16 protein-coding genes and 3 pseudogenes are annotated in these 12,763 nt (G+C 50.0%); 12 read left to right on the top strand and 7 right to left on the bottom strand.

Annotated elements, in window-relative coordinates; translation table 11 throughout:
• Positions 1–252: IS1 family transposase (locus AX755_RS24610; protein WP_197474127.1), on the bottom strand; the 252-nt coding region annotated here is incomplete at its 3' end.
• A gap of 60 nt (positions 253–312) precedes the next feature.
• On the opposite strand from AX755_RS24610, the gene AX755_RS13720 reads away from it, so the two are divergent.
• Positions 313–996 carry a tyrosine-type recombinase/integrase gene (locus tag AX755_RS13720; RefSeq protein WP_228718805.1) on the top strand — a complete coding sequence of 228 codons (684 nt, stop codon included), beginning with the start codon at positions 313–315 and terminating at the stop codon, positions 994–996.
• Positions 997–1,034: 38 nt separating this feature from the next.
• Here the strand turns inward: AX755_RS13720 and AX755_RS13715 are convergent, their stop codons facing one another.
• Complete coding sequence (locus AX755_RS13715; RefSeq protein WP_008324215.1) at positions 1,035–1,553, bottom strand: hypothetical protein; 519 nt, start codon at positions 1,551–1,553, stop codon at positions 1,035–1,037.
• Positions 1,554–1,560: 7 nt separating this feature from the next.
• Positions 1,561–2,421, bottom strand: coding sequence for a WYL domain-containing protein (locus AX755_RS13710; RefSeq protein WP_008324213.1), 861 nt, complete (start codon positions 2,419–2,421; stop codon positions 1,561–1,563).
• Between the two features lie 136 nt (positions 2,422–2,557).
• Here AX755_RS13710 and AX755_RS13705 point away from each other — a divergent pair, with 136 nt between their 5' ends.
• Both AX755_RS13705 and AX755_RS13700 read left to right on the top strand, forming a co-directional pair.
• Positions 2,558–3,739: a hypothetical protein gene (locus AX755_RS13705; RefSeq protein ID WP_008324210.1), complete on the top strand. Its 1,182-nt coding sequence runs from the start codon at positions 2,558–2,560 to the stop codon at positions 3,737–3,739.
• Positions 3,736–5,964 (top strand): Mov34/MPN/PAD-1 family protein, encoded by a 2,229-nt coding sequence (locus tag AX755_RS13700; RefSeq protein WP_008324209.1) that lies wholly within the window; start codon positions 3,736–3,738, stop codon positions 5,962–5,964. Before AX755_RS13705 ends, AX755_RS13700 begins: the two co-directional genes overlap by 4 nt.
• Before the next feature lie 20 nt (positions 5,965–5,984).
• Here the strand turns inward: AX755_RS13700 and AX755_RS24605 are convergent.
• The 3 genes and pseudogenes from AX755_RS24605 to AX755_RS13690 form a co-directional block, all read right to left on the bottom strand.
• A pseudogene (locus AX755_RS24605) lies at positions 5,985–6,137 on the bottom strand (Y-family DNA polymerase); the annotation flags it as partial.
• Positions 6,137–6,559 (bottom strand): translesion error-prone DNA polymerase V autoproteolytic subunit, encoded by a 423-nt coding sequence (umuD, locus tag AX755_RS13695; protein WP_008324207.1) that lies wholly within the window; start codon positions 6,557–6,559, stop codon positions 6,137–6,139. The gene umuD and the pseudogene AX755_RS24605, both read right to left, overlap by 1 nt.
• 179 nt (positions 6,560–6,738) lie before the next feature.
• The gene (locus AX755_RS13690) at positions 6,739–7,410 is read right to left on the bottom strand and encodes an SOS response-associated peptidase family protein (protein ID WP_008324206.1); all 672 of its coding nucleotides are present in this window, start codon (positions 7,408–7,410) and stop codon (positions 6,739–6,741) included.
• A gap of 359 nt (positions 7,411–7,769) precedes the next feature.
• On the opposite strand from AX755_RS13690, the gene AX755_RS13680 reads away from it, so the two are divergent.
• The 8 genes and pseudogenes from AX755_RS13680 (at position 7,770) to AX755_RS13645 (ending at position 11,868) form a co-directional block, all read left to right on the top strand.
• The gene (locus AX755_RS13680) at positions 7,770–8,447 is read left to right on the top strand and encodes a DNA methylase (RefSeq protein WP_008324204.1); all 678 of its coding nucleotides are present in this window, start codon (positions 7,770–7,772) and stop codon (positions 8,445–8,447) included.
• A complete protein-coding gene (locus AX755_RS13675; RefSeq protein ID WP_008324202.1) occupies positions 8,447–8,695 on the top strand; it encodes a hypothetical protein in 249 nt (82 codons plus the stop codon). Before AX755_RS13680 ends, AX755_RS13675 begins: the two co-directional genes overlap by 1 nt.
• Complete coding sequence (locus tag AX755_RS13670; protein ID WP_008324200.1) at positions 8,679–9,098, top strand: DUF1380 family protein; 420 nt, start codon at positions 8,679–8,681, stop codon at positions 9,096–9,098. The genes AX755_RS13675 and AX755_RS13670 overlap by 17 nt, the downstream gene beginning before the upstream one ends.
• Before the next feature lie 53 nt (positions 9,099–9,151).
• Positions 9,152–9,931: a hypothetical protein gene (locus AX755_RS13665; RefSeq protein ID WP_008324198.1), complete on the top strand. Its 780-nt coding sequence runs from the start codon at positions 9,152–9,154 to the stop codon at positions 9,929–9,931.
• Positions 9,932–10,329: 398 nt separating this feature from the next.
• Positions 10,330–10,836, top strand: coding sequence for an antirestriction protein ArdA (locus tag AX755_RS13660; RefSeq protein WP_008324195.1), 507 nt, complete (start codon positions 10,330–10,332; stop codon positions 10,834–10,836).
• A gap of 42 nt (positions 10,837–10,878) precedes the next feature.
• A complete protein-coding gene (locus AX755_RS13655; protein WP_008324194.1) occupies positions 10,879–11,070 on the top strand; it encodes a hypothetical protein in 192 nt (63 codons plus the stop codon).
• 192 nt (positions 11,071–11,262) lie between these two features.
• Positions 11,263–11,517 carry a DNA polymerase III subunit theta gene (locus tag AX755_RS13650; RefSeq protein ID WP_008324193.1) on the top strand — a complete coding sequence of 85 codons (255 nt, stop codon included), beginning with the start codon at positions 11,263–11,265 and terminating at the stop codon, positions 11,515–11,517.
• Positions 11,518–11,551: 34 nt separating this feature from the next.
• Positions 11,552–11,868, top strand: a pseudogene (locus AX755_RS13645) (hypothetical protein).
• A gap of 117 nt (positions 11,869–11,985) precedes the next feature.
• On the opposite strand, the pseudogene AX755_RS26075 reads toward AX755_RS13645, so the two are convergent.
• Positions 11,986–12,209 (bottom strand): annotated as a pseudogene (locus AX755_RS26075) (hypothetical protein); the annotation flags it as partial.
• 284 nt (positions 12,210–12,493) lie between these two features.
• Here AX755_RS26075 and AX755_RS13635 point away from each other — a divergent pair.
• Entirely contained in the window at positions 12,494–12,724 is a 231-nt protein-coding gene (locus AX755_RS13635; RefSeq protein ID WP_008324190.1) for a DUF905 domain-containing protein, read from the top strand.
• The last annotated feature ends 39 nt before the right edge of the window (positions 12,725–12,763 follow it).

Genomic DNA, 12,763 nt, shown 5'->3' with positions numbered 1-12,763 from the left:
TAAGTGACGTAAAATCGTGTTGAGGCCAACGCCCATAATGCGGGCGGTTGCCCGGCATCCAACGCCATTCATGGCCATATCAATGATTTTCTGGTGCGTACCGGGTTGAGAAGCGGTGTAAGTGAACTGCAGTTGCCATGTTTTACGGCAGTGAGAGCAGAGATAGCGCTGATGTCCGGCAGTGCTTTTGCCGTTACGCAACACCCCGTCAGTAGCTGAACAGGAGGGACAGCTGATAGAAACAGAAGCCACTGGAGCACCTCAAAAACACCATCATACACTAAATCAGTAAGTTGGCAGCATCACCGAAATATACAACCAGACCAACTTGATTTAAAAACGGGTGAACTTGTCAGTTATCTTTTTATGCATAAAGCTGCTCGGATTAGCCAGAGTTATATTAATAAATCCTTAATTCCGATGCTTTGTCGGAAAGCTGGTGTTCCAAACAAAGATATCAGGGGAACTATCACTAGCCACAGAGCGCGGGCAACTATAGCCAGCCAGCTGTTTAATGCCAGGGAACCACTAGGATTATTTGAGTTACAGCGCTGGCTCGGACATTCCTCTCCCAGTTCGACACAGCATTATATCGATATCACACCGACAAAACTGGCAGGGTCTCTGTCTAAAGCAGGATACTTTGAGCGAAACCGTCGTATGGTTTCGGTGCTGATCGATCAGGATGCAATTTCGTCCGGACAAATGCAGAAAGGAGAACCATGGCGATATTATGACCTTGGGCACGGATTGTGTAGTTATGACTTTTTTGAACAGTGCCCACACCGTATGGCTTGTGCAAAATGTTCGTTCTACCTGCCTAAATCATCATCAGAAGCGCAATATATAGAGGGGCGTCAGAATTTACTCAAAATGATGCAGGAGATCCCGTTGACGGATGATGAACAGGCAGCAGTAAATAATGATATTGGTGCGATAGACAAATTATTAGAGAAATTAAAAAATATTGAAACACCAGACAAGCAAAGAAGATAAAATAGCGAAAAATATCCCGGTTAATTTGAATACCCATGTTATTCTTTTTTATCTAAGTCTTTTACCTCATGATTAGTTGCACTTCTTGTTTTTTCAATCCCCCACACGGCCTTTGCAACTTCCTCAATTTTCGCGACAAACTTATCGACATTAAAGCCTGCAATAAACGCCAATGCAAAGAAACCCATTTCACTGGACCCTGCATTGGAGCTAGATTCCAGAACTAACAATCCTGCTTTAAGAAATAAGTAACTGATTGCACCTGCAATTGTACTGGTAAGTGGGCGGATGAAATACCATACGTGCCAATCTGGATCCCATTGTTTTCTAATGCATTTATTGATGTAAATTGCACGAAAACAATATAAACAACCACCAATATAGGCAATGGCACCACACATCAGTGGCACCCTTAATGGTGCGTAAGGTGCAGGCAACCACCCCAGAGACATAGCCCCAATAGCGTATGTTGCCAGACATAACAGAATAAAAAGGTAGGTAATTATTATCGCAATCATCCATTCCTTATTGTTTTTATTAATACCAGTTACATTCATGTTAACTTTATCCTATAGAATCTTCAGGTTTTTCTATTCTTAGCATGATGATTTGCTGCTTATCATCTATTGAAGAATCGATTTTCACATCCAAATTTAACCGACGGTTAAGATAATATAATTGTGCTTTACGTATCCGAATTTTCGCCTCGCCATGTACCATTTGGTAATCATGCTCAATAGATAGCCGTCTATTCGTATCGTAGTTAGGGTTTGGACCTATCACCACATCAATAAATGTATTCCAGTCAACATCTTGTGGAATTGATGTCGGTGGGGAAACAAATTCAATAATATTAAAGAATCTGCCAAGGACAAAATCTTTAAACATTGCAGATTTAAAACAATAGGCGCGAATATGCCACCGATGACCATCATGTGCAAATGCAGTTGGGTATAACATACGAACCGCTGGTTCATTAGTCATCGAACGATAATCAACAACCAAAGCCTGTTCTCTTTGCATGGCCCGGATTAAATCAATCAATATTTCAGGTTGTACTTTCCTAGCCGGAAGAGGAAGGCTGGCAACCGGAGGGGCCCATCCAATGAAACTATCACAAGGATCCACTATTCCATTTTCTCGCCCTAATAGTTCATTCAGGTAATGATTACTGTCAAAACTTGAAAAAACAGGTTTGAAATCTGGAGTAGTTACATAAGCCTTCTGAGTTCGATCATACACCATGTTTCTTGGTGCAATCTCTTGATATTTAGCCAAATCTAACGAAGCCTGCGGCACTGAAATTCTGAAAAATGTAGTGATATCTGCACGGTTAAGTCGACCTTCCCACAGTAGGCGAAAATCGATGAATTCAAGTCGTCTCTCTTGGCCCCAATGACCAGTTCGCACCATTTTATCAATCATTTATCAATCATTTCCTGTGCTTACAATTTGAGTCTAAAAAATATACGCATAGTTACTAGACTCGAATAATTACTAGATGTATCTTAGCAACAGATGTTCTTAACCTCAATCTTTCGTATCCCTGAAGGAGATGTCGATGGCAGCAAAAGTTACTTTTTTCCAGGTCGGCAACGGTGATATGACACTGGTGCGTTTGGCTGATACCCAGGGTACATCCATTCTGACTGATGTACATATCCGTTCTGCTGCTGATGACCCCAAAGATGACACACCTGATGTTGCCTCGGCGCTACGTAACAGATTGAAGTACGATAATAACGATCGCCCTTTTGTTGACGTCTTTATGCTGAGTCATCCGGATCAGGACCATTGTGGGGGTCTACGTAAACATTTCTGGCTGGGCCGTCCTGAAGACTATCCAGATGACCATCTGAAACGTTCAGAAAAACGCATAATCATCCGAGAGTTGTGGTCATCACCATTGATTTTTCGACGTCGTTCGAAAAATCACACACTTTGCGAAGATGCTCAGGCATTTAATACGGAAGCTCGGCGCCGTGTAAAATACTGGCGGGAACATGGTTACGCATTTAGCGGTAATCGCATTCTTATCATGGGTGAAGATATTAACGGTAAAACGGATGATCTGAGTGCCATTCTTATTAAAGCTGGAGATACATTCACCAGAATTGACGGGCAAGTTTCAGACGTTTTCTCTGCACAGCTTCTGGCACCTGCACCACATGAAGATGATGAAAATCTGGAAGAAGCCCTTTCTAAAAATGAATCCAGTATCATTATGAATATGAAAATACTGCCTTCCGCATATTCTCGTAATCCTATGCACTTTTTACTCGGTGGGGATGCAGAAGTTCTCATCTGGGAGCGATTATGGAATCGTTACAAAAGCAATCCTGAGGTGCTGGAGTATGATCTTCTCCTCACACCACATCATTGTTCGTGGCATTCACTTTCCTATTATAGCTGGTCACAATGGGGAGAAGATGCTCTGGTTTGCGATGCGGCCCGTAATGCTTTAGGGCAAGCGCGTTCTGGAGCGACAATAGTTTCCAGCAGCAAACAGATACTTGATGACGATTATGATCCTCCGTGTATTCGAGCTAAACGTGAGTACGATGATATTCTGGATAATGTTGATGGTTGGTTCAGTTGCACGGGCGACCTTAAAGATAAAACTGTTCTTGAGTTTGAAGTGGCACGAGATGGAAAATTGATTCCCGCTATTGTTGGTGCAGTTTCTGCTGCGACAAGCGCTGCTACGGCAGCCGCACCCCGGGCAGGTGTAATAAACCAATGATCGAATATTTCGAATTGGGTAAACGCCTCGATTCATCGGGGCGTGATAGCCTATATCCGCAAACAATCTCATTGCTTACAGCATGCGAACAGCATCCCTATATAACTGTTCGAGAATTACGTTTATCTGAGCAAAACAATGACCGCTCGGAATACCTAGTCATTGATGTTGCTGATGGTACAGTAACTTCTGGCAATAAGGCTGGCATTCGTCGTAAAGAACGATTAGCTATTGAGATAAACCCTAAGTTCACTATCCCGATCCTAGTTCATGCATTGCGTAAAGATTTTCCTGTTTTATCTCATCAACATGCAGGTGTACCAGACTCTCCAAAAATTCTTTGCCTTTATGATGTATCTTGGAGCGCCGTCGAACGCAACTGGACACCTGAAAGATTTATTGAGCGAATATTTTGGTGGCTCAGAGAATCAGCTGAACAACGTTTGCATCGAGAAGACCAACCTCTTGAGCAACTTTTTTATATGAGCCCCTATCAACTTATTTTACCAGCGAATTATCTTGATTATAATCATGCCGCAGCTCATAAACTCAGCCTCCAGATGGTCAGCAATGGTAAGCCGATAATTTTAAGGGCTGTACCTGAACATTCTAATCAGGGCATCAGACCATTTCGCTTATTAACCATTGCCGTCCCACCAGTTGAAGCCTCATTAGTTGCTTCATATCCTGACAATCTGAAAAAACTGGAAGAGCAGCTTCAATCCTGGGGAAGTGAACTTCTCCAGCCACTCGCTGATGCTGTTTATGATGCTATACCTGATACAGGTCTTCGCCCTAGCTCTGGTGAAAAGGAAGGTTTGCTAATTCTGCTATGGGTTCCTCGTTTAAGGGATGGTAAAACAGAACGTACTGATGTTATGGGCTATATCGTGGAACGCTCACTCTACGAACTTGCCAGCGTATTAGACATACTTGCCCCTAGGAATGAGCGGGGAATACAGCACCGTTTCCGACTACTTGGTGGCGTAAGAGGTACACAATGGCAACAATTACCACTGTTACCTGTCGAAATACGTTCGGCTATGAATGCTGCACGAGCAAGAGACATTTCTGCTGTTGATTCTGATAATGCATCTTTCTATGGTGTTCTGGCTGGCGTTGGGGCTCTTGGCGGCACATTAGCTGATATCTGGATACGAGTCGGCTGGGGACACTGGACATTTATCGATCCTGACAAACTCCTTCCACATAATCTGCCCCGCCATATTGGGGTTGATGATCATATTGGATACCCTAAAACTGATATTCTTCGGCACCTCGCAGGTAGTATTTATCCACATGAACCTCTCCCCGGAGCGATCAATAAAAGTATTCTTGATGACGATCATGATATTGCCAGAGCTGTGAATGAGGCTCACTTAGTTGTGGATGTCAGTACCACCTTTGAGGTGCCTAGGACCCTAGCGTTAAAAGATGATATACCCAGAACAGTTAGTCTGTTTCTGACACCATCAGGCAAGGCCAGCGTGATGTTAATAGAGGATACAGACAGACAGTGCCGAATTGATGCAATTGAGGGGCAATACTACCGGGCAATTTTGAGCAGCGAGTGGGGAAACACTCACCTACAGCACAATTATGGTGATCGTTGGGTCGGTGGTGGATGTCGGGATATTTCTGTACGTATGTCTAACGAATGTATTCACGTTCATGCTGGTATCCTGTCGCGCCAACTACGGCAGACCGTCCTTAAGGATGATGCTCGATTATGTATCTGGGTGTCTGATGAAAATTCAGGTGCAGTGAGCGCTCATGAAATTGAGCTTTACCCTGTGGTATCTGTAATTGCTGGCGAATGGATTGTTAGATACGATCAAGGCTTAGAACAAAAACTGAGACACACCCGTTTACAGGCCCTACCGAATGAAACCGGGGGCGCTATTGTGGGCATAACTGATTTTAAGAACAAGACTATTATTCTGGTTGATGTGCTCCCAGAACCTATCGACAGTAAATCCTCACCAGCCTTCTTTGTCCGAGGAGAAGAGGGACAAAAGGAAGCATTAGAACGGGTTCAGCAGCTGACCGCTCGTGTTGTCGATTATGTTGGTGAATGGCACTCCCATCCTCAAGGATTTTCAGCGAAAGCCAGTAATGAAGATGATAATTTAATCAAAAAGTTACATCAAAAAATGAGTGTGGAAGGTTTACCTGCTGTGATGCTGATTGTTGCGGAAAACGATATCAATATTATAGTCAGATGAAGTTCGCTTCATCTGCATCACAGTGTTACTTGCAATTCCACATAATCGGCACTTCGCGCTATTACACAGCCGTCGTTGTTGCTAAGAACAACAACAGGTTTGTTCCGCAGGTCGGGACGAAAAACTTTCTCGCAGCTCGCATAGAACGAATTCACATCAGCGAGCGCAAACATCAGTTAGTACCCCGCGTCTTATGTATGAATGCCATCACCACGCCGAATATCTGCAGTTCCTCCGGGTAGAGGGTGGGGTAGGCGGGATTCATCGGCAGCAGGGCGATTCGGGGTTTAAGCTGCAGGCGTTTAACGGTGAACTCGCCATCTGTTTCTGCGATGACAATATCCCCCTGTATGGGTTTTTCGGCTTTGTCGACAACCATTAAATCGCCGGAGTGCAGGCCCATATCTTTCATCGAGTCGCCAATGGCCCGGACAAAGTAGGTCGCGCTGGGGCGACGGATACAATAGGCATTCAGATCCAGTTCGTCTTCGGTATAGTCCGCGGCCGGTGACGGAAAACCTGCCGGACAGCGCTCTGTGAAAAGTGGTGCGGTGGACAGTGCTGGTTCAGATGCGGGAGTGACAAAAAGGATCATGGCATACCTCTTAAAATGCCTGTTTTTATATACAGTATTATTTAAGATATTTCCCGTCCTGCAAGGAGAATTTTACCGGCTCCTGCCAGGTTATTGTTCTGCCGGATAAAACAGGCTCTGGGTTATCCACAGAAACGGTGCATAACCCTGTGAGTGGATGCCGGGTATCTCACCGTCTGCTAAGCCAGTGGCTCTATAAGTTCCCTGCCCTGGTTCCCGGGATTGCCAACAGCCCGGCTGACGGGGTGCCATGTGAAATCTTCGGCGGAAAGACTGCCCTCACGGGCAATGTCTTCCGCCTCTTTACCGGTTGTGTTTTCACTGAGCCATTTACGTGCGGCATCCGGTGAGTACACGAACGGTCGCCGATCGTGAATATCCAGCAGTCCCTCATCCGCAGCTGCCGTGACGATCAGGAATCCTTCCAGGTCATTACCATTCTCAAAAGGTGGTTTCCCGATGGCAGCGAGCAGGAGTGGATTTCCGTCCTTGCGGTAAATGAAAAACGGCTGTTTCACGCCGTTTTGCTGTTTCCACTCAAACCAGCCGTCAGCAAAAATAATGGCCCGTCCGTGCTCCCAGAGTGGCCTGAACATCCGGCTGCCAGCCGCAGTTTCACTTCTGGCGTTGATTAGAGCGGGCTTGTTCCACCACTCCGGCGCATAACCCCAGTGAACAGGATCAAGATGCAGCTGCGAGCGGCGTTCACTCAGCAGTAATACCCGGGTTCCGGGCGCAACGTTGTAGCGGCCGACGGGCTCCGGATCATACGGGATGTCCCGTTCTGCTTCTTCTCCGAGAAAGGCCAGGTACTCCTCGCGGGAGTTGTACTGCGTAAACCGACCGCACATTATCGTTTCTCCGGTGTAGATTTCGCATGCGAAATCTGTGTTTTCTTCAGTTCAGAACATAGGCCGTTTTTCAGGTTCCTGCCATCGTGTGGCCGCCGTGCCGCTACTGTAGCCGGGCCGCTTCGAATGCAAGGGTTCGCTCTGCCGGTGTCCTCACCCGGTCGCAGTTTATTTCAAAGGCATTATCCGCCGTCTTCCCGTCGTTTTCCGTCTCAATTTTCGCCGTCAAACCGTCCAGCCAGCGTCTGCTTTTTCACTGCGCTGCGGCTTGCGGCACCGCCCCTGCATTCTCCGCTTTTCGCCCGGCTGTCGTATCGGCACGGCGTAACTGGCGCCGCATTTGAGAAAGGAGAACTACCATGTCCCGATTTATCCAGGGTAATTGCGTCCATATCGTGTCCGGCTTTCCGGATAATGCTGTCGATTTCATTCTGACCGACCCGCCATATCTCGTCGGTTTTCGTGACCGTCAGGGGCGTACCATCGCCGGCGATAAAACCGATGAATGGCTGCAACCCGCCAGCCATGAGATGTATCGCGTGCTGAAAAAAGACGCGCTGATGGTGAGCTTCTACGGCTGGAACCGCGTCGATCGCTTTATGGCTGCGTGGAAACAGGCCGGGTTCAGCGTTGTTGGTCATCTGGTTTTCCCTAAAACCTACACATCGAAGGCCGCATATGTGGGCTACCGCCACGAATGCGCCTACATCCTTGCAAAAGGTCGTCCGTCCCTGCCGCAAAACCCGTTGAATGACGTGATTGCGTGGAAATATTCAGGCAACCGGCACCACCCGACAGAAAAACCCGTAACCAGCCTGCAACCGCTGATTGAGTCTTTCACACATCCCGGCGCAATTGTGCTCGACCCCTTTGCCGGAAGTGGCTCCACCTGTGTGGCCGCCCTCCAGGCTGGCCGTCGTTACATCGGTATTGAACTGCTGGAGCAGTATCACCGGGCCGGACAGCAACGTCTGGCCGCCGTCCGGCGCGCCATGCAGTACCCGGCCGCTAACGACGAGTTCCCGGAGGCCGCGTAATGAACTATGCCGGACACGAAAAACTCCGCGCAGAAGTGGCGGAAATCGCCAACAGCATGTGTGACCTGCGGGCGACGCTGAACGGGATGGAGCACCGCTATCGCTTTGACTCCGATGTGCTGGCCGAACGCCTGACCCGTCAGACCCTTTTTCGCATCAATGCCCTGTTTATGGCGGCATACAACGAAATTCTTGAGTTGGATGCCTGCTTTAAGGACAGAGGAGAAAAATATGTACGGAACCTGTGAAACCCTCTGCCAGTTGTTGCGTGAACAGTATCCCGCAGAAACCCCGCTGAACCTCATTGTCTGGTCCCCGGCGGATATCGAAGCGCTGGCCGACGGAATGGAATATGCTGTTTCGGAGCAGGACACAAGGGTGGTACTGGCGCGTATGGACGCCATTCCGGAGGAACAACGGCTTGAATCGGGCGTGTCTGCCGGTGCGGTGATGGATCTGATTGAACAGGTGAAACAGGCCGCAGCGGCGGTGAGTGTGCCGGCTGACCTGCTTGAAACCCTGCTGACCACTGCCGAACAGGCGTTATGGCACAGGGAATGGACCGCCCGTGACAGCAATCATCCGGTCCCGGAAAGCGTTACCCGCCGCCTGGCTGATGCGGCGAAAGTTCGCGCCTTACTGAAAAACTGAAATCAACACGCCGCCCGGGCGGCGTGTACTGACCCCGTTCAGAGGAACCCATTATGCAGGAAATCACCACGTTAACCGCCCTTGTTATGCGCCGTGCGCGCGATTTGATTGCTGATTATGGATGGCCTGACCATACCGATGTTGATCAGCGTGATCCGGTCAATAAACCGGGATGGATAAGCATTTATGTCCGTCTGGATGCGGCAAATATTGTTCATCTGCTGCCTTTGCTTTGTACCGGTGACGTACCCGCAGAGCTGCAAAGTGCCATGACAAAAATAGCCGGGACGCCAGCGCAGATTATTTTATCCGGCAGCCGCTATGCCGACGCGCCGCAGCTTCCGGAGGACGGAACACAGATAGCGTTCCCCTGGGCCGGGGAATGGCTGACGGAGCCGGAGATTCAGGCTGTAACGGATTGCCTGTCCCGCGCGGTGCGGGATATCTCCCGGCAGGTATGGGAGGATGCGCGCCGGATAAAGGCGGCGCTGACCACGCGCGGGGAAACGCTGTTTTATCGCCAGACCCGAAACTTCCGTCTGGTTGTGAAGGAAAATGATATGCCCTGCTGGCTGGACGATGATGACAATTTGCCGGTGGTGCTCGATGCCATCCTGAACAAAGGGGCACGCTACAGCAGCGTCGAGTTCTTTGTTATCAGCGACAATGTTGATCAAATCCTGGCATGTGGCCAGATGTGCGATGTGCTGCGTATTCCGGGCGAGCCTCCGCGCCGGTGGATGGATTTAACCCTGTTACATGAGGTCATGGCAGAAGCGCGTGCAGAAATCAGTCTTGTCCGCAATGCCCTGTCAGCAATCCGGCCAGTGTAGCGAACAGCAGGGGGCGGCGGCCCCCTGAATCCACCACGAAGGATGTCGCCGGCTCCACTTTTACGGCTCTTCCTTCACGTTGTTCCGGCTTCGCGGTGAGTAACGTCCCGTGCGGCCTGCGGCAAACGCCGTGCCTCTACTATAGCCGGGCCGCGGCTGATGCAAGGGAAGCGTAAACGCCGTCACCTTCACCCGGTCGCAGTTTATTTCATACGTTATCCGCCGTCTTCCCGTCGTTTTCCGGCTCAATTTTCGCCGTCAAACCGTCCAGCCAGCTCCTGCTTTTTTACTGCGCTGCGGCTTCGGTGACGCCCTTGCATCCTCCGCTTTTCGCCCGGCTGTCGTGTCGGCACGGCGTAAGCCGGAACTCAGACGACATCGACTATGGAGGATTTTTTATGCGCACTACAACCACCACACCGGCTGTTTACGTGGGCACGTATCACAAATACAACTGCGGCAGCATTTTCGGCAAATGGTTTGATCTGACGGAGTTTAACGGCAGGGAAGATTTTTACGAGGCCTGTCAGGCACTGCATGCCGATGAATGGGATGCCGAGTTTATGTTCCAGGACTGGGAGGGCATTCCGTCGCAGTTCGTCTCTGAATGCTCCATTGACTGGGATTTTATCGCCGCTTACAAACGCGCCGAAGAAGAGGGCAGGGAAGCCGCTTTTATCGCCTGGGCGGAGTATACCGGCGAATGTGACTATGACGCGTTTGATGATGCGTACCGCGGCGAGGCGGAAAGCGAGGAAGACTATGCGCGGGAGATGGTGGAGGACAACGGCCTGTTAAATGAGGTGCCGGAGCCGTTGCGCAGCTATTTCGATTTTGAAGCCTGGGCGCGTGACCTGTTCAGCAGCGGTTATGTGTTCCATGACGGCTATGTCTTCAGCAACTGATTAATGTCCGGCGGGGAAACCCGCCGGTTAAGGAGAAAACGTATGAAACTTGCATCGGAAACCCGCGAGATCCTGCGACAGTACAAAGCCCTGATTAATGCCCGCCGACGTGATGCCGGTCAGCGGGAACTGACCACCGCGCAGGTGATGGATGAAATCTGCGAATACATGACCTGTCAGTGTGCCGTGTACATCGGCGGTCATTTCATCTTACAGGGTGGAAAAGGCCAGTAAGTATGATGGCAGGCGTCCGGGCCGGAGGGCGCCTGTCAGCCCGCGCGAAAAACCGGGCAGGCTGCGCCTGCCGGAGAGAAACTTCGCCGCGCCTCCGGCGCCGCGCACTCTCCTCTCCGTTGTCAGTCGCTGTTGCCCGGGAAAGCGCGTATTATCAGGGATATCTTCCTGTAAAGCAGACCGGTGAAGCATATGTCGAAGTGGAATATCGCCTCTTTCTCAAAAGATGATCAGGATAAGGTCTCAGTCGATAAAGCCGCCGCTGCCGTTGCCTGGCAGGAAAGGATGAACAAGCCTGTTGTGCCTGAGCTTGTTGAACGGGAACAGCCTGAACATCTTCGCCAGTATTTTCGTGAACGGCTTGACGTTCATCGGCAGAACAGTCAGCAGCTGCCGCGCGCAAATGCGCCCGAATATAATAAACCCGGAGATGAGCAGCAGAAGTGATTCTTATAGTCAGTGTGTCCAGGGAGGAAATTTTATGCGTATGTCTCTGATGTTTGCGGCCGTGACTCTTTTAACCGGTATTAACCTGTTGTTTATTCCGTTTCAGCCTGTACCGGCTCTATGGGGGGGAATCTTGGCCGTTGCTTTTATCCTGATTAATGTCGCGGCGGATAAACTGCGTCTCTGGAGTGGCGTTGCATGGATTATCGTTGCCGGCATCATCATAATTTTGATGCTGAAGGGGAAGGAACCGGGGGACGAATTAAGATGCTGATCACCGTTTTTGCTTTCCTGGCTTCGGCCTGGTATAGCGTTGTGCAGTACAGAAAAGAAAAGCATTTTCGCTCCTGATGTTCCCGGCTGGCATCAAGCTGGATGATCGTCAGCCATCATTTTAGCCGCATGTAATCCATTCTTATCCTCCCGTTTTCTGTTTTCTGCCCGTTCCCGTTTTCATTGCGGGCGTCCGGGCGGGCTGTCGTGAACGGAGCCGGTAAACCGTCTCCGCCCTTCGGGCTTCCATCCCATGACGCAACACCAGGGCTTGCAGCATCCTTATCAGGATGCGCCGCCTCTGTCGCGCCGTGGCCTGCGCTCCCTGCACCCCGGCGAAAATCAACGGCCGCCGGGCTGTAAGGGGCAACGCCGTTTCGCGCCCGCGCTTTCCGTCGTTGCGGCGGGTTCCTGCTCATTCCTTGCCTGGTTTTTTCACCCTTTTGAGTCCTTTCGCCGGGGCTGAGACAAGCACAGCCGCTGTCAGCTGTCCAGGGTAAATGGCACGCGGTAAACCGCGCCCCGGACATCCGCCATCGCCCGCGCTGGTTTACGCCCCTGCGGCGAACGGCTCTCAAACGGGTGAAGGTAACAACCAGCGGGGGCGTTCAGCAGGTCCCCGCAAAACGTCAAAACCGCGGCCCCGGCAACTCAATGGGTGATGGTTTTTTAAAAGCAAAACAGGTTCAGAAGGAGGGGCAACATGAGCGAGGCGCTGGCGGTTTTACCCGACGACACCTTTACCCGCGAACAGGCTGAGGTCGTTGCGGCGCAGTACACCAACGTGGCAATTGAGGACGATCAGGGTACACATTTTCGTCTGGTCGTTCGTCAGAACGGCGTAATGGTCTGGCGCGCGTGGAATTTTGAAGCGGATGCCGGGAAATGGCTCAACCGTTACATCGAACGTTACGGTATTCGTAAACAGCAGTAAATAAGAAGGTGCCCTGCCGGAGCGGTAACTCCGCAGGGC

It is taken from the genome of Enterobacter sp. SENG-6 (genome assembly GCF_001605945.1).
Taxonomy (GTDB): domain Bacteria; phylum Pseudomonadota; class Gammaproteobacteria; order Enterobacterales; family Enterobacteriaceae; genus Enterobacter; species Enterobacter cloacae.
This window is presented reverse-complemented; position numbering and strand designations above follow the sequence as displayed.

Bases quoted from the DNA above. Each gene is read 5' to 3' on its own strand.
- AX755_RS13715 (WP_008324215.1), bottom strand. From the start codon at position 1,553: ATGAATGTAACTGGTATTAATAAAAACAATAAGGAATGGATGATTGCG.
- AX755_RS13710 (WP_008324213.1), bottom strand. From the start codon at position 2,421: ATGATTGATAAAATGGTGCGAACTGGTCATTGGGGCCAAGAGAGACGA.
- AX755_RS13705 (WP_008324210.1), top strand. From the start codon at position 2,558: ATGGCAGCAAAAGTTACTTTTTTCCAGGTCGGCAACGGTGATATGACA.
- AX755_RS13700 (WP_008324209.1), top strand. From the start codon at position 3,736: ATGATCGAATATTTCGAATTGGGTAAACGCCTCGATTCATCGGGGCGT.
- umuD (WP_008324207.1), bottom strand. From the start codon at position 6,559: ATGATCCTTTTTGTCACTCCCGCATCTGAACCAGCACTGTCCACCGCA.
- AX755_RS13690 (WP_008324206.1), bottom strand. From the start codon at position 7,410: ATGTGCGGTCGGTTTACGCAGTACAACTCCCGCGAGGAGTACCTGGCC.
- AX755_RS13680 (WP_008324204.1), top strand. From the start codon at position 7,770: ATGTCCCGATTTATCCAGGGTAATTGCGTCCATATCGTGTCCGGCTTT.
- AX755_RS13675 (WP_008324202.1), top strand. From the start codon at position 8,447: ATGAACTATGCCGGACACGAAAAACTCCGCGCAGAAGTGGCGGAAATC.
- AX755_RS13670 (WP_008324200.1), top strand. From the start codon at position 8,679: ATGTACGGAACCTGTGAAACCCTCTGCCAGTTGTTGCGTGAACAGTAT.
- AX755_RS13665 (WP_008324198.1), top strand. From the start codon at position 9,152: ATGCAGGAAATCACCACGTTAACCGCCCTTGTTATGCGCCGTGCGCGC.
- AX755_RS13660 (WP_008324195.1), top strand. From the start codon at position 10,330: ATGCGCACTACAACCACCACACCGGCTGTTTACGTGGGCACGTATCAC.
- AX755_RS13655 (WP_008324194.1), top strand. From the start codon at position 10,879: ATGAAACTTGCATCGGAAACCCGCGAGATCCTGCGACAGTACAAAGCC.
- AX755_RS13650 (WP_008324193.1), top strand. From the start codon at position 11,263: ATGTCGAAGTGGAATATCGCCTCTTTCTCAAAAGATGATCAGGATAAG.
- AX755_RS13635 (WP_008324190.1), top strand. From the start codon at position 12,494: ATGAGCGAGGCGCTGGCGGTTTTACCCGACGACACCTTTACCCGCGAA.